This is a genomic window from Streptomyces sp. HUAS CB01, from assembly GCF_030406905.1.
In the GTDB taxonomy this organism is placed as follows: domain Bacteria; phylum Actinomycetota; class Actinomycetes; order Streptomycetales; family Streptomycetaceae; genus Streptomyces; species Streptomyces chengbuensis.
Map to the genome: position 1 here is coordinate 2,329,081 of NZ_CP129137.1, position 17,947 is coordinate 2,347,027.

At 70.4% G+C, this 17,947-nt stretch carries 14 protein-coding genes; 4 read left to right on the forward strand and 10 right to left on the reverse strand.

Annotated features, from left to right (window positions below; genetic code table 11):
* Nucleotides 1-55: 55 nt before the first annotated feature.
* From QRN89_RS10370 to QRN89_RS10405, 8 genes are all read right to left on the reverse strand, one after another.
* Nucleotides 56-2,131 (reverse strand): RICIN domain-containing protein, encoded by a 2,076-nt coding sequence (locus QRN89_RS10370; RefSeq protein ID WP_290349069.1) that lies wholly within the window; start codon nt 2,129-2,131, stop codon nt 56-58.
* Between the two features lie 518 nt (nt 2,132-2,649).
* A complete protein-coding gene (locus tag QRN89_RS10375) occupies nt 2,650-4,851 on the reverse strand; it encodes a trypsin-like serine protease (RefSeq protein ID WP_290349070.1) in 2,202 nt (733 codons plus the stop codon).
* Between the two features lie 122 nt (nt 4,852-4,973).
* Nucleotides 4,974-5,507, reverse strand: a complete 534-nt coding sequence (locus QRN89_RS10380) for a hypothetical protein (protein WP_290349071.1) — start codon at nt 5,505-5,507, stop codon at nt 4,974-4,976.
* Between the two features lie 40 nt (nt 5,508-5,547).
* Complete coding sequence (locus QRN89_RS10385; RefSeq protein ID WP_290349072.1) at nt 5,548-6,069, reverse strand: hypothetical protein; 522 nt, start codon at nt 6,067-6,069, stop codon at nt 5,548-5,550.
* A 338-nt stretch (nt 6,070-6,407) separates the two neighbouring features.
* Entirely contained in the window at nt 6,408-6,854 is a 447-nt protein-coding gene (locus QRN89_RS10390; protein WP_290349073.1) for a hypothetical protein, read from the reverse strand.
* A 12-nt stretch (nt 6,855-6,866) separates the two neighbouring features.
* A complete protein-coding gene (locus QRN89_RS10395) occupies nt 6,867-7,241 on the reverse strand; it encodes a hypothetical protein (RefSeq protein ID WP_290349074.1) in 375 nt (124 codons plus the stop codon).
* Nucleotides 7,242-7,392: 151 nt separating this feature from the next.
* The gene (locus QRN89_RS10400) at nt 7,393-7,752 is read right to left on the reverse strand and encodes a DUF6086 family protein (protein ID WP_290349075.1); all 360 of its coding nucleotides are present in this window, start codon (nt 7,750-7,752) and stop codon (nt 7,393-7,395) included.
* Entirely contained in the window at nt 7,749-11,324 is a 3,576-nt protein-coding gene (locus tag QRN89_RS10405) for an ALF repeat-containing protein (RefSeq protein ID WP_290349076.1), read from the reverse strand. The genes QRN89_RS10400 and QRN89_RS10405 overlap by 4 nt, the downstream gene beginning before the upstream one ends.
* A 440-nt stretch (nt 11,325-11,764) precedes the next feature.
* Here QRN89_RS10405 and QRN89_RS10410 point away from each other — a divergent pair, with 440 nt between their 5' ends.
* The 3 genes from QRN89_RS10410 to QRN89_RS10420 all read left to right on the forward strand — a co-directional run bounded on the left by QRN89_RS10410 (nt 11,765) and on the right by QRN89_RS10420 (nt 16,168).
* The gene (locus tag QRN89_RS10410) at nt 11,765-12,286 is read left to right on the forward strand and encodes a hypothetical protein (RefSeq protein ID WP_290349072.1); all 522 of its coding nucleotides are present in this window, start codon (nt 11,765-11,767) and stop codon (nt 12,284-12,286) included.
* Between the two features lie 30 nt (nt 12,287-12,316).
* The gene (locus QRN89_RS10415) at nt 12,317-13,855 is read left to right on the forward strand and encodes a trypsin-like serine protease (protein ID WP_290349077.1); all 1,539 of its coding nucleotides are present in this window, start codon (nt 12,317-12,319) and stop codon (nt 13,853-13,855) included.
* A 171-nt stretch (nt 13,856-14,026) separates the two neighbouring features.
* Nucleotides 14,027-16,168, forward strand: a complete 2,142-nt coding sequence (locus tag QRN89_RS10420; protein ID WP_290349078.1) for an FG-GAP-like repeat-containing protein — start codon at nt 14,027-14,029, stop codon at nt 16,166-16,168.
* A 56-nt stretch (nt 16,169-16,224) separates the two neighbouring features.
* Here the strand turns inward: QRN89_RS10420 and QRN89_RS10425 are convergent, their stop codons facing one another.
* Together QRN89_RS10425 and QRN89_RS10430 are read right to left on the reverse strand one after the other, a co-directional pair.
* Nucleotides 16,225-16,515 (reverse strand): DUF397 domain-containing protein, encoded by a 291-nt coding sequence (locus QRN89_RS10425; RefSeq protein WP_290349079.1) that lies wholly within the window; start codon nt 16,513-16,515, stop codon nt 16,225-16,227.
* Nucleotides 16,472-17,323, reverse strand: a complete 852-nt coding sequence (locus QRN89_RS10430) for a helix-turn-helix domain-containing protein (protein ID WP_290349080.1) — start codon at nt 17,321-17,323, stop codon at nt 16,472-16,474. Before QRN89_RS10430 ends, QRN89_RS10425 begins: the two co-directional genes overlap by 44 nt.
* A 150-nt stretch (nt 17,324-17,473) precedes the next feature.
* On the opposite strand from QRN89_RS10430, the gene QRN89_RS10435 reads away from it, so the two are divergent.
* On the forward strand, nt 17,474-17,842 hold the full coding sequence (locus QRN89_RS10435; protein WP_290353649.1) for an ATP-binding protein: 369 nt from the start codon (nt 17,474-17,476) through the stop codon (nt 17,840-17,842).
* Nucleotides 17,843-17,947: the final 105 nt, after the last annotated feature.

Sequence of the window (17,947 nt, forward strand, 5' to 3'; positions counted from 1 at the left end):
GCGGGCACACGTGCCCACCGGCCGCAACTCGGTCGTGCGGGACGGCCGGGAAGGCTCAGGACGCCTTCTGGACCGTCCACACCTGCGCCGGCGCACCGGTGGCGTGCTGGAGCTCGATCAGCCACGACCCGTAGTACGGGCGGTTGCTGACACCGAGGACGTAGCCGCTGTCGCCGGCGGAGACGGTCACCCCGCCGCCGCTGCCCGTGATCCGCCACCGCTGGGCCGCGATGTCCCGGCAGGGCTGCTGCGCGACCCACATCCCCGGGCCGGGAGTGCCGCCGGCCTGGAGGCACTTGCCCGAGACGGCGGACCGGATGCGGCTGTGGCCGGCGCCGGCGGTGTCGAAGTACCACTGCTGCTGGGCGTACCCGGTGCGCTGCGAACCGACGAGGACCGTGTTGTCCGCGCTGTGCCCGCCCCAGATCTCGGCGGCCGTTCCGGTGGCGCCGTTGGTGAGCAGCCGGCGCGTGCCGGGCGTCGGGGTCGTCCCCCCGCCACCGCCGCCGGTGGTGGTGCGGAACGCGGTCGCCCTGCCGCGCCCGCTGTCCCGGCCGGAGGCGTCCCGCACCGACACGGACACGGTGTAGTCGGTGCCGGGCCTCAGGTTGTAGAGCCGGGCGCTGGTCGTCTGCACCCAGCCGAGCGGCTGGTCGCCGAGGAAGATCTGGTACCAGGCCGCCCCGTTCACCGCCGGCCAGCTCGCGACGGCGGAGTCGGGCGCGATCTGTCCGACGGTGACGGCCGGTCCGGTGCCGGAGCCGTTCGTGGGAGCCGGGGTCGGTGTCGGCCGGGGCGTGGGGGTGGTCGGGCCCGGGTTCGGGGTGGTGCCGGTGGCGGCGCGCATCAGGAACTGGCTGTCCGCGATGTTCCAGTGCGTGGCCAGATAGCTGCCCGGCCGGGGGTTGGTGTGGAAGTAGTCGTCGTGGTTGCAGTCCAGCCGGTTCTCGTACTTCCCGTCCTGGCAGATGCTGCGCATCTTCGGGTAGTACGGGCTGTCCGAGTAGCACATGACGTCCCACTCGTCGGTGCAGTGCGCGCCGCGGGAGGTGTTGGGGGCGCTGTTGTTCACGGCGCCCAGGTTGTGGCCGAGTTCGTGCGCGGCCGTGTGGCCGCCCCAGCAGCCGGTGTCGGTACGGCCGTAGGAGGGGCCGAAGTTGCTGAGGTTGTTCTGGCCGGGACGCTCGTCCCCGGCGAAGGTGCCGATGCCGCAGTAGACCTGCGCGTCCGCGAAGATCATGTACTTGCGGTCACGGCGGTCGAGGCCCTTCGCGGCGAGCGCCCTGTTGGTGGCGCTGAACTCGGCGAGCGCGGAGGCCGGGAGCTCGATGTTGAGCACGGTCGGGGTGCAGTCGGCGGCCGTCACGTACCGGATGTGCCGGACGCCACCGGTGTCCTTGGCGCTCTCCGAGTAGATGAGGTCGGCGTCGGCGGCCCACTTGCGGAACGACGCGAAGTACTGCGCGTACCGGTCGTTCCCGGGGGCGTGGACGTACACGACCTGGACCCGGTTGCCGCTGCTGCCGTCACCCTCGCACTGCACGGCCTGCCCGGCGGGCCCGTTCGCCGCGCCGGCCGTGGTCCCGGAACCCCCGGCGGCGGGCGGGCCGCCGGCCTTGCGGGCGGACGCGTCCAGCGCGGGGGTGGAGGTACGCGGCAGCTCGCCGCCGGAGGGCCTGGCGCCGCCGGTCCGTGTCGGGTCCTGGGCGGGGGCGGCCGTCCTCACCGCGGGCGGGGTGTCCTTCTTGATGTCGACGCCCTTCGGAGGGGCGTCGGGGCCGTGGGTGCAGTGACCGCTCGTCGTGCGGTACACCCCCGCGCACGGATCCCCCTCGGGCGCGGGCTTCAGCCCTTCGTAGACCAGACCCCGCTCCGGGTCGCTCCGGGGAACGTCCTCGATGGGCTCGGGTTCCTTCTCCCGGGCCGGCTCCTTGGCCGGTTCCGTGGCCACGGCCGCGTCGGCGCCGTTCTCCCCCTGGGCGAGCGGAAGCGGTCGTTCCGCGTTCGCGCCCTGCAGCGACTCGTAGGCCACTCCCCCGATGACCGCCATCACGGCGACGGCGGCCGTGCCGAATATGAGCCGGCGGGATCTGTGGCGCTGGGGCTTCTCGAGTCTTCGACGTCCGGGCAATTCGTTCGCACCTCTTCCTTGGTCAGGGAACGGTGCGCGGATCTTGCCAGACGCAAAACGGGAACATTCATGGGCAAAGAGGGCCGGGAGTCCCGTCACTGGCCGTACGAAATTGATGAACCATCAAAAGACTTACGCTGTAAGTCAGTTACACGCGTCAACCGCATGTGGTCCAGTCCTGTTCAGGAATTTCGTGACCCAATCGAGATCCGCGTTGGGGTTTGCCTTGAGTGGGTTTCAATCCGCCGCTACACGAGGCGAGTTGGAGTGATCACGAACAGTGCGCCCCGGCCCCGGCGACGGGATGGGGATGCATCGGCGGACCGAGTGTCCGGTGGGCCGGCTCAAAGCCTCGTCAGGAACGCGGGTCGGTGCCCGACGGCAGGCGCCGCCGGGTCGTCATGGCTCAGACCGGAGCCCCGCGGACCGCCTTCCCCGGGGCGGGACGGACGGAAGCCCCCGAAGACCCTTGCCGGGTCTTCGGGGGCTTCCTCGTGTCGACTACACGCCGCAGGCGCCTACTTGGCCGCGTAGCCGAAGCGGCCGCCGGTCGGCGGGAGACCGCCCGCACCGGGCTTGTGGGTGGTCACGGCTGCCTTCGTGCCGCCGCTCACGTTCGGCCAGGGCAGGACGTGGACCGCGCCGAGGGCGGGGCCGTACGGCATGCCGACGTACAGGTTCGTGCCGGTGAAGGTGAGGCTCCTGCCGACGTGCTGGCCGGCGCCGGGGGTGCCGGGCAGGCCCGCGGGGTTGCCCGCCTCGATCCAGACGTCGGAGTCGCCCGCCGTGCCGAGGAGCGGGAACGTCTGGACCGCTCCCGCGCCCGCCGCCGTGCCGACGGTCTCGCCGGGGATGCCGACCGCGACCCGCAGCGTCGAGACGGTGCTCGTCGCCCGCGGTGCGGTGTTGACTGCGGTGACCTTCTCGCCGAAGCGGTCGCCGGTCTCGGCGGTGCCGGACAGGGTGTCGTCCGCGGTTCCCTGCCAGAGCGCGTCGACCTCGCTGAAGGCGCCCGCGGCGGTGATGCGGAAGGTGACGACGCGGCCCGCGTCGGTCTTCTCGGCGCCGTCCACGTCCAGGGCCTCACCGGGCGAGCCGACGGCGAGGAACGAGTCCGTGGCGGTCGCGGCGCCCGACGGACGGTACTCGACCAGGGACAGCGAGGCGCCGAACTCGTCGCCCGCCTCGGCGGCGCCGGAGACGGTGTCGAGGTCCTGGTCGAGACCGAACAGCGGGGTGGGAACGCCGTCCGCGCCACCGTGCTTGAAGACCGCCACGCCACCGGAGTCCGCCAGGGTGCCGATCGCCTCGTCGGGGTTGCCGATGGCGATGTGGTGGGCATTGCCCGCGACGCTGGTGCCGAAGCGGTCGTTCGCCTCCGCGTTGCCCGGGACATCCGGCTTGTCCTGGTGTACGGCGACGTTGGTGGCGCCGCGCACGTAGAACGCGCTGCCCGCCTTGGCGACGGACCCGAGGGTCTCGCCGGGAACGCCGATCACCAGGTACGGCTCGCCCGCGGCGGTCCGCCCGGCGGCGACGGCGTGGCCCATACGGTCGCCGTTCTCGCCGGCCGAGGCCGCCATGGCGCCCGTGCCGGTGCCCTGCTCGAAGTGGACGCCCTTCGTGGCACCCGTGCCGATGCCGCCGGCGGCGCCGTAGAAGACGTCGACCATGCCCGCGTCGGGCGCCGTGCCGAGGTCCTCGGAGGGGGTGCCGACGACCAGGTCGGTGTAGCCGTCCTCGTTGTGGTCGACGGTGGCGAGGGCCTCACCGAACCAGTCGCCCTCCTCGGCGCCGCCCGGCACCCAGTCGAGGTCCTGGTTGATCTCGGCGGTGCCCTTGCCGCCGCCGTACACGATCCGGACCACACCGGCCCCGTCGTCGGCGCCGACGACGGCCTTGGGATCGGAGATCGCGATGTCCTCGATGCCGTCACCGTTGAAGTCGGTGATGCGCGTGGCACCGGCCTTGGAGTTCACCCAGGAGGCCAGGTCGTCGACACGGGCGGCGACGCCGCCGGTACGGGTCTCGGTCGCCTCCGCACCGAAACAACCGCTCTGCCAGGACTGGCTGGTGAGGGCCGCCAGGGTGGCCGTACCGCCCGTCACGCGGACCACGGGACCGCCGGAGTCGCCGCTGCACGCGGCCGCGCCGTTCTTGCCGGTGACGCCGGCCGTGGTGGCGGCCGCAGAGTCCACCGTGTACGTGCCGGTGTGCAGCTTCAGCGGCGCCCACTCGTCCTTGGTTCGGCCGTAGCCCGCGAACGTCAGCTCCTCGCCCGCGGACGGAGCTGTGGTGGCCAGGGCGACGGGCGTGACGTTGGTGACCGGGCGGTTGAGGCGGGCCAGGACCACATCGCGGTCGGTGCGCGGGACCAGCTCCACGACGCGGCGCTCGGCACCCTGGGTGCCGGTCAGGTCGGTGCGGCCGATGACGGCGGTGGTCTTCTGCTTCGGGGCACCGGCGGACACGGCGAGGCCCGCGACCGGGTCGTCGGCGAAACAACTGGCCGCGGTGAGCAGCCACTCGGCGTCGACCAGCACGGCGGAGCAGCCCCGGGCCGTGTCGCCGATGTCGAGGCGCGCCGTGAAGGCGAAGGCACTGCCGGTGGGGACGGTGCCGCCGGTGACGGCGGAAGCGGGTACGGCGCTCAGAGCGAGGGGGACCGCGGTCAGAGCGGTGGCCAGCGCGGTGAAGCGCAGGGGTCTGGAGTACGGCATGTGTTCGTGTCCTGAGTTCGGGGTGTGACGTCCGGCAGCGGCCGGACGTCGGTTCGTTCGTGGAGATGTCGAGGAGGCCGGTGTCGCCGGCACGACCGGCGACAGGGCCGGCCGGCGGGGTCTCACATGTACTGGAAGTAGCGGTCGAACCAGACCGGGGGCAGGTCCTCGTCGTCGCCGTCGTCCCAGCCGTGTTCGGCCGCCAGGGCCTCCAGGAGCGGCTCGGCGGACATCTGCTCGAGGACGGAGCGGCCGTCGTACGGCTCCAGGAGGAGCTCGACGGGGACGAGGACGCAGCCCGACGCGGTGCAGACGCCGTCGAGCCAGGTCAGGAACTCCTCGGTGAGGCCCTGTTCGGATCCGGGCATGCCCGTCCCGCCCGTCCCGGCCGTGACGAAGCCGCCGAAGTTGCTCAGCAGGACCCACAGCGGCCGCTCGAGACCGGTCGCCTCCGCGGGAACCGTGATTCCGCCGTAGTGACTGGTGTCCTGGGTGAGGCCGCCGGAGCAGGCCGGCCCGAAGCGCTCCTCAAGGGCGCGCACGAGCCCGGCGAAACGGTTGCCCGCCGTGACCAGGTCGAAGTGGGGTGGGCGTTCCAGGTGGTCCGGATCGTCGTACTCCCTCAGGAGCGCCCGGATTTCGTCCGTGGCCGGCATGGTCGGATCCTTCGTGTGGTGCCCGCGTATGGATCGGGCGTCAGCCGGTGACGCGGAGTTCGACGAGGACGGACTGGGGTCCGCCGACGGTGCCTTCGCCGACGGATTCGAAGCCGTCTTCGGGGATGGTGACGGTGGTGGTCTGGCCGTTGGCGGTGAGGTCGGCTTTGACGGGGTGGTCGCCGGTGCCGATGGCGAAGACGCGGGGGAGTTCGAGGGTGAGGTAGCCGCTGGTGGAGTTGGCCTGGAAGCAGTACATCTCGTCGCGTCCGGCGGCGGGGTCCTTGACGGTCATGACCTGGATCTGGTTGGCGCTCTGGCCGCATTCGGCGAGGACGATGTGTCCGTCGCCCTTCTTCAGGAGGATGCCCTTGTCGGCGAGGATCTTCGCGGCGTTGGGGTAGGTGAAGTCCTCGACCGCGAAGGGCGGTGTGTCGCCGGCGGTGCCGGCGGTGGCCGGGGAGGCGGGGGTCGAGGCGAAGGCGAGGGTGGTCACCCCCGCGAGAGCGGTGAACGTGCCGATGAGGCCGGCGATCAGACGCCGGCGAACACGAGATATCACCCGGGAATTCCTTTCGGGACAGTGCGCGCGGCGACGCCAAAGCCCCGAAGTCCCAGTATCCCCCTGGACTTCGCTTCCCCCCGCACAGCTGACTGGTCATCAAACTGAGTGCCGACGAAGGATAACCCACCACCACACCAACCAAACTGTGGCGGGGGTCACAGGCAGGCCGTGCATGTCCGAGGATGAATCCGAAGTGCCGACCGGTGAGTTGATGCACGCTTCTTCATCGCGCGCAGGTGACGGTGAGGCACCGGCCGCGACGACGACAGGCAAAGCGGCCCCAGGCGGACAGACTTCGCCTGGGGCCGATTCACATCAGGGGGAGCGTGTCGGCCCTACTCTTCTCCGGAGTCACCGACTCCCGCATGGAGGGAGTGATACTGCGCATACATGCGCGCCAGCGCCGGCACGTCGTCCCGCACTGCCAGAAAATCGAGCAGCAGAGAGAGCAGGCGGTCTACCGCCTCACGCTCCTGTTCCGAGGTCGAACCATCGAGCTTGTTCCAGCCCCAGGAACCGATACCGGGCAGCGCTTCGTCGAGGACGAGCGCCTGCCACCCGAAGCCGGAGCATTCACCCCTGCGCACGACCAGCCACTCGGTGAATCCGCGCAGCAGCCCGCCCAAGCGGGCCTCATCGAATCCGATGAGGAACATCACCGCGCTCTTGTACGAGCCGTCGAGCCCGTAGAGCCCCGGCCGAGCGCCAACCCCTTCGAAGTACTTCCTGTCGTTGCCAGAGTTCCTCCTTTCCGACGACGCCCTTCCAGCTGGTGTGGCCACGCTCGGTCCGCGTTACCGTCCGATCTGCAGAGACTGGTACTTCGCGTACATGCGGGCCAGCGAATCACTGTCGTCGCGTACGTCCAGGAATTCCAGGACGAGCGAGAAGAGGTGATCCACAGCCCGCTGGTCCTGCTCCGGTTCCAGACGTCCCCAGTTCCGGAGACTGACACCGGGCAACGACTCCTGGAACACGAGCGCATACCACACGGCGCTGGAGGGTTCGCCCTTGCGCACGACCAGCCACTCCCTGAAACCCCGCAGCAGGCCACCGTCCCGAGCCAAGTCGAATCCGAGAAGGAGCATGGCGGTGGGGTGGTACGTACCGTTCAGACCGTAGATCCCCGGCCTGGCCCGGAGATGTTCGATGAGCTGCTTGTCAGCCACGCGGCTCCTGAATTCGAGGGTGTTGACGTCGAACCCGTCCCACTGGCCCTGCACTTGGCATCCTCATACTTCACATCTTCCACGCGGAGTTCCGCCCTGTGCGGGCTCGCTGGACCGGAGTCCGGCGAGCCCGCACTTTCCGGGTCGGTCCCTACACCGCCATGGAATGCGCCAGCAAGGCCTTCTCTTCGAGGAGGGTTGCCACGTGCGGAGGTGTCAGGGCGACGGTCCCGCCCGCGCGCTCCAGCAGGACGAGCGAGGTGGCCAGCAGACCGTGGGCCAGCCCGTGCAGCACCTCGTTCCGGGTCGAGGCGTACAGCTCGTGCAGGCCCTCGACGAAGACCCGGAACTGCTCCGGGTCCACGTCACATCCACCCTGATCGTTCGGGGTCAGTCCCGACGGCAACTCCAGGAACTCGGCCGCGCCATGGGCCAGGGAGGCGTAGAGCCGGCCACTGTGGTAGCCGGCGTCCCAGAGCGTCTCGCCGTCGAGTTCGAAGGGGTAACTCAATCTGCGATCTCCAGTCTTAGGTCCAGATCGGGGTGGTCCTGCCTGAGCTGCGCGAAGCGCTGCTCCAGCGCGGCCCGGAAGCGGCTGTCCATGCCGGACTTGGTGAACCTGAAGCCAATGGGAGCATTCTCATACCCAGGAAGAAGCTTCCGGCACTTGAGGTAGTTGGCGAGCTTCGTGTCCACGTGCTTCTTGAGCCAGTCGGACTCACCGTAGATCGCGGTCCTCAGCTCCCACATCACACCCTTTTCGAACAGATCGATGTCGGTGATGATATTCCCCGTGTCGGGGTCGTAGACCTTGTGGTCGGTCAGGCCTTCAAGGCACTCGTAGTCATCACTGCTCGACCGTGCGAACGAGAAGGACGATGTGAAACTCGACCTGCTGACGTTGCCGGCCCTGCTGGCCTTGCTGACCACCCTGCAGCCGCGCTTCAGCAGCTTGAGGCCGTCGTAGGCCTTCTCCAGTGCCTTCAGCTTGGCGCCAATGAGGACGTCCGCGGCGAGGCTTGAGCAGTGCTCGAAGTCCTTGTTGTCGAGGCAGGCTTCGAGTTCGGTGAGGCCGGTGAGTTCGGACGTGACTCCCCAGAGCTGTTCCATGGCGTCGCCGAATTCGTCGCCCATGGAGAGGATGTCGCAGCCGATTTCGTTGTGCTGGCACCAGCGGGCGAATTCCTGCGGATCACAGGGGACGATGGCCTGGCCGCAGCGGTACATCTTCCGGGCGCGGTAGCCGGGGTCGTTCATCGCCTTCTGCTTGGCGGCGATGGCCGCCTTACGGCGGGCTTCCTCCTCCTCGCGGTGCTTCTTGACGGCGATGGTGAACGCCTCGGTGGCCGCCTTGAGAGCGGCCTTGGCGTCCTCGCCCGCGGCGATCGAGGACTGGCGTGCCTGCTCGGCGGCGATCCAGGCGCTGGAGGCCGATGCCTGGGCCATCTCCGAGGAGAGCGTGGCGTCCGTGGCGGAACGGGCGGCGTCCTCGGCAGCGATGTTGGCCTGGTTGGCGGCGTTGCGGGCGGTGGTGGCGGAAGCGGCGGCGCTGGCCGCCGACGCCTCGGCGTCCTTGGCATGCTCCGCGGCCTCCTCCGCGTGGTCCTTGGCCTCGGCGGCCGAGGCGTCGGCCTTCTTCGCCCACTGGTTGGCCTCCGCGGACGCCTTGCGGGCGAGGGCGGCGACCTTCTGAGCGGTGGCGGCGTTCTGCTGCGCGGTGGCCGCGATCTTCGCCGCCTCCGCGATCAGCTTCTGGACCCCGGCCACATGCGTGGCGGACAGATGGTCCTTACGGGCCGCCTTGTACTGACCGGAGCCGATGAAGGCGTGCAGGGTCTGCGGGGAGCCCTCCAGAGCGATCCGGGCGGCGGACCTGACCTCCGGCCCGCCGGAAGCATTCAGCTGGGCCGCCTTGACCCGCTCGTCCTGGGTCCGCGCCGTGAACTGCGTCTTGATCAGGAACTCGCTGTACTTCTTCGGGTCCCCGCTGTTCAGCGCCGTACGGCCGGCGTCGGTGAGGACGGGGCCGGCACCGGAGATGGCCTGCGCGATCGCCACCCGCATGTTCTGGGCCGCGGCCTGGTACTGCCCACTGGTGGTGAACGCCGTGACCGCGGCGGCGTCGCCGTCGAGCGCGGTCTCGGCAGCCGCCCGCACCCCCGCGACCTCACTCTCCTCGGCCAGCCGCTCGACGTAGGAGCGCTCGTCCTGCTCCTTCGCCGTCGTCCAGCCGGTGCGCAGGTAGTCGATGACGACCTCGTCGGGGCCGGCCAGTGCGGCTTCGGCCGCGCCCCGTCCCCAGGCCGTGCCGTTCTTCATCGCCAGCACGGCGAGGGCGCGGCCCTGGTCCGCCACGGCCGCCGGATCGGCGCCGGGCTCGGCCGCCTCGGCGACCAGCCGGGCCCGCTCCGCGTCCCGGTCCTTGACCGCCTGCTCGAACGCCGCACGGGCCGCCGTCTTCGTGGCGTCCGCCGCCTTCTGGTCCCTGGCTCGCTCGATACCGGCGTTCGTACGGCCCAGCAGTTCCTCGGCCTCCACCTCTCGCGCGAGGGTGTAGACCTGCTGTGCCTTGACCACCGCGGCCGTCGCCGCGTTCGCCGCGTCGGTCGCCGCATTCGCGTGCGCCGTCGACTTCGCCGCCGCGGTGGCCGCGTCACCCGCGTGCTCGGCCGCGTCGTCGGCCGCCGCGGCCGCGTTGTTCGCGTGCTTGGCGGCCGACCGGGTCGCGTCACGTGCCTCACCGGCGGCCTTCGCCGCCTTGCGCGCCAGCGCCTCGGCGGCAGCAGCCGCGCGATTCGCCTCGGCGGCGTGCCGCTTGGTTGCCGCTGCCGCGGCCCGCGCCTGGGCAGCCGCCGCGCTGGACTCGCCGGCATAGTTGCTCGCCTCGACCGCCGCGTTGGCCGCGAGGTTCGCGTTGGCACCCGCACCCGCGGCGGACGCCGCCGCATCCCCGGCGGCGGTGGCCGCCTTCGACGCCTGGTCGGCCGCGTCAGCGGCGAGGTCGGCACCCTTGGCAGCGGTACGTGCGTTCTCGGCGGCCACCCGCGCCGCATCCGCGTTCCGCTCGTCCACCGCGGCATCCGCCGCCGCACCACGCGCGCGCGACGCGGCCTGCGAGGCACCCGCCGCCGCGGCGGCCGCCTGGGACGCCGCGTTCGCTGCGACCCGCGCCGAGTTGTTCGCCGCACGCGAGGCGTCGATCGCCTGCTGTGCGGACGCCGCCGCCTGCGAGGCCGCCTTCGCCGCACGACCGGCCGCGCGCGCCGCCTTCGCCGTGTCGTCCTTCGCGGCCTCGGCCTCGGCCGCGGCCTTCAGCGCGGCTTCCTTGGCGAGCTTCGCCGCCTCGATCGCCTTCGCCGACTCGGTCTTCGCCGAAGCGGTCTCCTTCGCGGCCTGCCGGCCGGCCTCCTTCGCCTGCTCGGCGAGCTGGGCGACGGTGGCGTGCTCCTGGTCCTTGTCACGCGCGACGAACTGGCCGACCTCCAGGAACTCCCGGATGTCCGCAGGGGTACCGGCCAGGGCGAGCTGCCCCGCCGCACGGACGTTGGTCCCGCCCACGCTGATGACCTGCACCAACTGCACCCGCTCGTCCTGCTCGCGCTGGGTGTACTGCCCTTCGCGCAGGAACGTGCGGACGTCGTCCGGCGAACCGTTCAGCGCGGCCCGCCCCGCGTCCGCGACGATCGGGCCACTGGTACTGATGATCCGTGCGACATGAACACGCTGGTCCTGCTCCCACGGGTCTTCCCAGCCGTCGTCCAGGAAGTCCTTCAACTCGTCGGGAGTGCCGGACAGCGCTGCTCGCGCGGCGGCCATCAGCTCCGTACCGCCGACGCTGGCAAGCTGCGCGGCGGACACCCGCTCGTCCTGGAGCGAGAGCCCGTCCGCGGCCGCCAGGAACGCCTGCACCTCGGCATCGCTGCCGGTCAAGGCCGCCTCAGCAGCCGCCTTGACCCCCGGCCCGCCCGCCTTCCAGTGGTCGACCACCAGACCACGGTCGGTCGGGGTCGCCTCCGCCAGAGCGGCGACCTGCCCGGGGCCCGCAGCCGGTGCCGCGACCGCGGCCGGTGCGGAACCGAGCAATCCGACTATGAGCGCCAGTGGGAGTAAACCGAGGGCGACGGCACGCATTCCGCGCAATGCCCCTCCCGTAACGCCCGCTACCGGTCCATGAAGTCTTCGTTTCAAGAATCGCTCGTCTCATACGGCCGGCAACTCTATTGAGGCTGCCGGACATTGATGAATCGAGATCATAAGCGGAGGGGGGACAGCCCACAGGAGAAGCACAGTCGAGGCAAAGCACCCGTCAACTCGACTATCCGCAGGGCGGTTTGGTTGTGGCCTTCGTAATCGCCATCCTTGTGATGCCTGCCACAGTTCGGTCGCTCTGGTGGTGGGTTATCCTTCGTCGGCACTCAGTTTGATGACCAGTCAGCTGTGCGGGGGGAAGCGAAGTCCAGGGGGATACTGGGACTTCGGGGCTTTGGCGTCGCCGCGCGCACTGTCCCGAAAGGAATTCCCGGGTGATATCTCGTGTTCGCCGGCGTCTGATCGCCGGCCTCATCGGCACGTTCACCGCTCTCGCGGGGGTGACCACCCTCGCCTTCGCCTCGACCCCCGCCTCCCCGGCCACCGCCGGCACCGCCGGCGACACACCGCCCTTCGCGGTCGAGGACTTCACCTACCCCAACGCCGCGAAGATCCTCGCCGACAAGGGCATCCTCCTGAAGAAGGGCGACGGACACATCGTCCTCGCCGAATGCGGCCAGAGCGCCAACCAGATCCAGGTCATGACCGTCAAGGACCCCGCCGCCGGACGCGACGAGATGTACTGCTTCCAGGCCAACTCCACCAGCGGCTACCTCACCCTCGAACTCCCCCGCGTCTTCGCCATCGGCACCGGCGACCACCCCGTCAAAGCCGACCTCACCGCCAACGGCCAGACCACCACCGTCACCATCCCCGAAGACGGCTTCGAATCCGTCGGCGAAGGCACCGTCGGCGGACCCCAGTCCGTCCTCGTCGAACTCCGCGTCACCGGCTGACCCCCGATCCACGTGCTGAAGGATTCCATCGTGTCTGCAAGACGCACCCGCGCCGCCGTCGTGGCGAGCGCCGTTACGGCCCTGGCAGTCGGCAGCGTCTTCACTGCCGCCCCCGTCCACGCCGTCACCGGCACCCCTGTCGCGGCCAACGCCCACGCGTTCACCGCGAAGATCGAGTTCGGCGACAGCGAGGACACCGAGCGTGCTTGCTCCGGTGTACTGGTGGACCCCCGCTGGGTCGTCACCGCCGCCTCCTGCTTCACCGGCGGCCTCACCCATCTCACCCCCGGCAAGCCCGCCGAGAAGACGACCGTCACCGTCGGCCGCACCGACCTGACCCAGACCACGGTCGGGGCCACCCGGAACGCGGTCGCACTCGTGCCGCACCCCGACCGGGACCTGGTCATGGTGAAGCTGGCCACCGGTGTCGCCGGCGTGAAGCCGGTCGCCCTGGCCGCCAAGCCGGTCACGGCCGGCGAAAGCGTCCAGGCGGCCGGGTTCGGCCGTACGAAGACGACCTGGGTCCCCGACAAGCTGCACACCGCGCCGTTCACCGCGGCGGGCGACAGCTCGGCGGACGTCGCCCTGACCGCCACGGGCGACGCCGCCATCTGCCAGGGAGACGCCGGCGGCCCCGTCCTGCGGCAAGCGGGCGCCACCCAGGAGCTGGTCGCCGTCACCAGCAGGTCGTGGCAGGGCGGCTGCCTCGGTACGCCGTCGACGGAGACCCGCACGGGAGCCGTCGCGACCCGTGTGGACGACGTGCGTCCGTGGATCACGAGCACGGCATTCGCCGCCCCGGGCGACATGAACGGCGACAACAAGCCCGACCTCGTGGCGGTCGACGACCTCGGCAAGCTGCGCCTCTACCCCGGGACGGGCACCGGCGCCCTCGGCTCGCCCACCTACATCGGTTCCGGTGGTTGGTCGGGGGCCGCTGTGACGCACCGCGGTGACTGGACCGGGGACGCCATGGAGGACATCGTCGCCATCGTCGGTGGCGAGCTGCGCGTCTACCCCAACCGCGGCGACGGCTCCCTCGCCGCTCCGATCAAGATCGGCAGCGGCCTGCCCGCCACCTCCAAGCTCGTCGGCGTCGGCGACGTCACCCGCGACGGGCAGCCCGACCTCGTCATCTCGTACAACGACAAGCTGTACCGGTACGACGGCGTCAGCGGCCCCACCCCGTCCGTCGCCGCACCCGTCCTCATCGGCAACAGCGGCTGGAACGTCATGACCCTGACGGCACCGGGCGACGCCGACAAGGACGGCCGGGTCGATCTGCTCGCCCGGGACACCCGTGACGGCGTCCTGTACCACTACCTCGGGCTGTCCAACGGAACGTTCGGCTCGCGGACCGAGTACGGGCGCGCGTACACCGTCACCAACCGGCCCCTGATCGCCGGCGCCTCCGACGCCAACCTCGACGGTGTCGCCGACATGTGGACCAGCGCGGGTGACGGCACCCTGTGGTTCTACAAGGGCGGTACCTCGATCCACGGCCCGGTCGACGGTCCGAGCACCAAGGTCGGCACCGGCGCGTGGGACACCATCCGCTCCATCAGCTGACCTGCCGCCTCTCTCTTGCGGCTCCAACCGGTCGCGACGGCCAGGAGCACGGCATCGGGCCCGGGGAACACCGGCCCCCGCCAATGGCTCCTGGCCGTTCGCCGACGTCCGGTCACAGGCCGACCAGCCGTAGCGACTTCCTGCATGAACACAATGAACGAGAAGAGACACGTGTCTGAGAGACCTCCGCACGCGACCGTGATGACGGGCCTCATGGCCGTCACCGTGGCCGCCGGTACGCTCGCCACCGCGATCGCACCCGCCCACGCCGTCACCGGCACCCCTGTCGCGGGCAGCGCCTACGCGTTCACCGCGAAGATCGAGATCGGTGACAGCGAGGACACCGAGCGCGCCTGCACGGGCGCCCTGGTCGACGCCCAGTGGGTACTGACCGCCGCCTCCTGCTTCACCGGCGGTCTCAGCGAACTCGCCCCCGGCAAGCCCGCCGAGAAGACCGTCGCCACCATCGGCCGCACCGACCTGGCCACCACCGGCGGCCACGTCGCCGAGATCATCGACCTCGTCCCGCGTGCGGGCCGCGACCTGGTCATGGCGCGGCTCGCCCAGCCCGCCACCGGCATCACCCCGGTCAGGATGTCGGCGACCCCGGCGGCACCTGGCGACACGCTCACGGTCGCCGGATACGGACGTACCAAGGCCGAGTGGGTGCCCAACAAGCTCCACACGGGCTCGTTCGCCGTCAACTCGGTCACCGACACGGACGTGAACGTCGCGGGCAAGACTGCGGGCGACGCCATCTGCAAGGGCGACACCGGAGCCCCGCTCCTGCGCGACAACAACGGCACACCCGAACTCGTCGCCGTCAGCAGCCGTTCCTGGCAAGGCGGATGCCTCGGCACCGACACCGCAGAAACCCGCACCGACGCCATCGCCTCCCGCGCCGACAACATCACCCTCGGCAACCGCCTCACGGCCGGTCAGCGGCTGCTCCCCGGCGACAGCCTCGCCTCGACCGGCGCCCGCCTGACCATGCAGACCGACGGCAACCTGGTCATCACCCACCTCGGCGGCAGGACCCTTTGGTCCACCGGCACCACGGGCAACCCCGGGGCGACCGCCCGTCTCGAAGCAGGAGGCAACCTCGTCGTACGCAACGCCGCCGACACCACGACCCTGTGGGAGTCCAGGACCACCGCCACAGGTGGGTACGTCCTGCTGCGCGAGGGCGGCGACCTCACCGTCTACTCCGCACAGAACCAGTCGCAGTGGTCGAGCAACAGTGCTCCGCGCCACGATTACAACAGCGACGGCCGCAGCGACATGGCCGCCTGGTACGACTTCGCGGGCGGCAACGACAACATCTACACCTTCCTCGCCGCTGCCGACGGCGCCGTCCCCGCTCCCAAGCGCGGCTACACGTCCCCCGTCGGCGCCTGGGAGGCGAAGAATCACAAGCTCGTCACCGGCGACTTCAACGGCGACGGCACCGGCGACATCGCCGCTCTCCTCGGCTACAGCGACACCAGCGTCAAGCTGTGGACCTTCCTCGGCAAGCCCGACGGCACCTTCGCCGACCCGGTCCAGGGGTGGAGCAGCCCGGCCGGCGGCCCCTTCCACAAGTCCTACATGACTCCGCAGTCCGGTGACTTCAACGGTGACGGCCGCGACGACGTCGCCGTCTGGTACGCCTACCCCGACGGCACCACCAAGATCTGGACGTACCTCTCCACCACGACCGGTACCTTCAGCGCCCCGACCAGCTCCTGGTCCGCCCCCACCGGCACCTGGGCACGCGCCCGCGCCAAGTTCGTCACCGGCGACTTCAACGGCGACGGCCGCGACGACCTCAGCGCCTTCTACGGCCAGGGCGACGACAGCATCAAGACGTACGTCTTCAATGCCCAGCCGGGCGGCGGCTTCGCAGCCCCCGTCGCGTGGTGGCAGACCACCGCTCTGGACTGGAGCCGCACCTACCCGCACTCCGGCGACTTCAACGGCGACGGCCGAGACGACGCCACCGTCTGGTACGACTACGCCGACGGCAGTGACAAGACCTCGACCGTCCTCTCGGAGAACGTCGCCGGCGCCGACCGTTTCGGCGCGGCCAAGGTCACCCTCAACAGCGCCGGCGGCCTGGACATCACCCGCTCACAGCTCGTCGTCGGGGACTACAACGGCGACGGCCGTGACGACCTGTCGATCATGCACAACCTGGCCGACAACAGCGTGAAGATGTGGACCTGGACCGCCCGTCCGGACACCCTCTTCAACGCCGGCCTGGCCGGCTACACCGTCCCGCTCAGCAGCTGGGACTACTCCCTCTCCCGCTTCACCAACACCTACAACCACTAGAAGCGGCTGACGATCGAGGACCCCGGCGGCGCCCCGGCCGCCGGTGTCCTGTCGTCTCAGGCGGAGCCGAGGAGGCCGTCGCTCGCGGCGGCCTTGACGAAGGCCGTGAAGGCGGCCGGGGTGAGGGTGAGACGGGGGCCGTCGGGGACCTTGGAGTCGCGGACGGCGACGAGGTGGGGGGCTTCGGCGATCTCGACGCAGTCGCCGCCCTGGTCGCCGCTGTAGCTGGACTTGCGCCAGGTGGCGCCGCCCAGGGGGGCGCACTCGACGCATTCGCCGCCCTGGTCGCTGCTGTAGCTGGACTTACGCCAACGAGCGCCCGTCAGACGAGAGTTGCGACTCTCCATAGTGCTCCTCCATCGTGCGCCGGATCAGCGCGGCCGAGTCCTTGATGGACAGGGCGGCGGCTTGGAGGTGATCGTAACGGAGCGAGCAGTCCTTGACCGTGTCCGGATTGGCTGTCGGATGCCCCGTACCATAGCCCTCGGTGTAGACGATGGCCGGATCGTCCGCGAAGCGGTAGAGGGTGAACGAGCCTGTGAGGCCTGCGTGGGCTCCTGCCGAGAACGGCAACACCTGAACGTTCACCAACGGGGCGTCCTCGAACGACAACAGCCGGGCCAGTTGCCCCCACATCGCCTCGGGGCCGCCGATCTCCTGGCGCAGCGCCGTCTCCCCGAGGATCACCCAGAGCACCGGCGGCTGCTCCTTCTCCAGGATGCGCTGCCGCGCGAGCCTGACCGTCGTGCGATCGTCGAGCTTGCGGCGGTCCATCGCCCCGAGCACGGCGCGTGCGTAGGCGTCGGTCTGCAACAGGCCGTGCACCATGTGCGTCTGGAAAGTGGCGATCTCGGTCGCGCGCGCCTCCAACTCCGCCACCTGTTGGAACCAAGCGGGCAGCTGGCTGCGCAGCACCAGCCCCACCAGCCTGGACAGCAGCCCACCCGTCCCCAGCGCCGCGTCCACCCGTTCGCTGAAGGCCTCCGTCGGCAGCTTCCGCGCCGTTTCGATCTGGCCGACGAGAGAGCCCGTGTAGTTGATGACGTCGCCCAGTTGCCTCTGCGTGAGTCCGGCCGCTTCGCGGTGGCGGCGCAGCTCGTAGCCGTAGTAGTCGAGCGGCGAGGCGCTCGGGTCGAGGATGCTGATGTGGGCCACGCCGTACCCCCTCGTGCGCGGACAACTCCGTCCACCACAGGACTGGTTGTATTCGGTCGCTAGCCGAGCGTAGCTGTCGGCCTCCACGCTCGTGGCGTGAACGAACACATCACCCCCACGTCCACCCCCACCCCCGCCTCCCAGTACGGCATGCGGTTCACCGTCGGAGCGCACTCCGCCCGCCATGTGCGCCGGATCCTCCGCAGCTACCTCGGCCTGTGGGGCATGCCGGGCCTCGCCGACGACGCCTCTCTCGCTCTCACCGAGCTGCTGGCCAACGTCGCACGCCATGTCCCCGACCGGCGCTGCGCGCTGCTGATCGAGCGCGGCCCGGAGGGCGTGCGCGTGGAGGTGCGCGACGAGTCCCCCGTACTCCCCCGGCTGCTGAGCGCGTCATCGGAGGACGAGTCCGGACGCGGGCTGGCGCTGCTGGACGCGGTGGTGCACACGTGGGGCGTCTCGCAGACGGGCGCGCCGGGGAAGACGGTCTGGTTCGAGTGCCGTCGTCACGTGCCGTGACGGTCCCGGTGGACGCACACGCCGGGCGTGCCGGTTCGGATGAGCGGCGATGAGTTCCGGTCGCGGCGGTAGTCCTACCTCCGAACACACTCTGCGGAAGGGGAC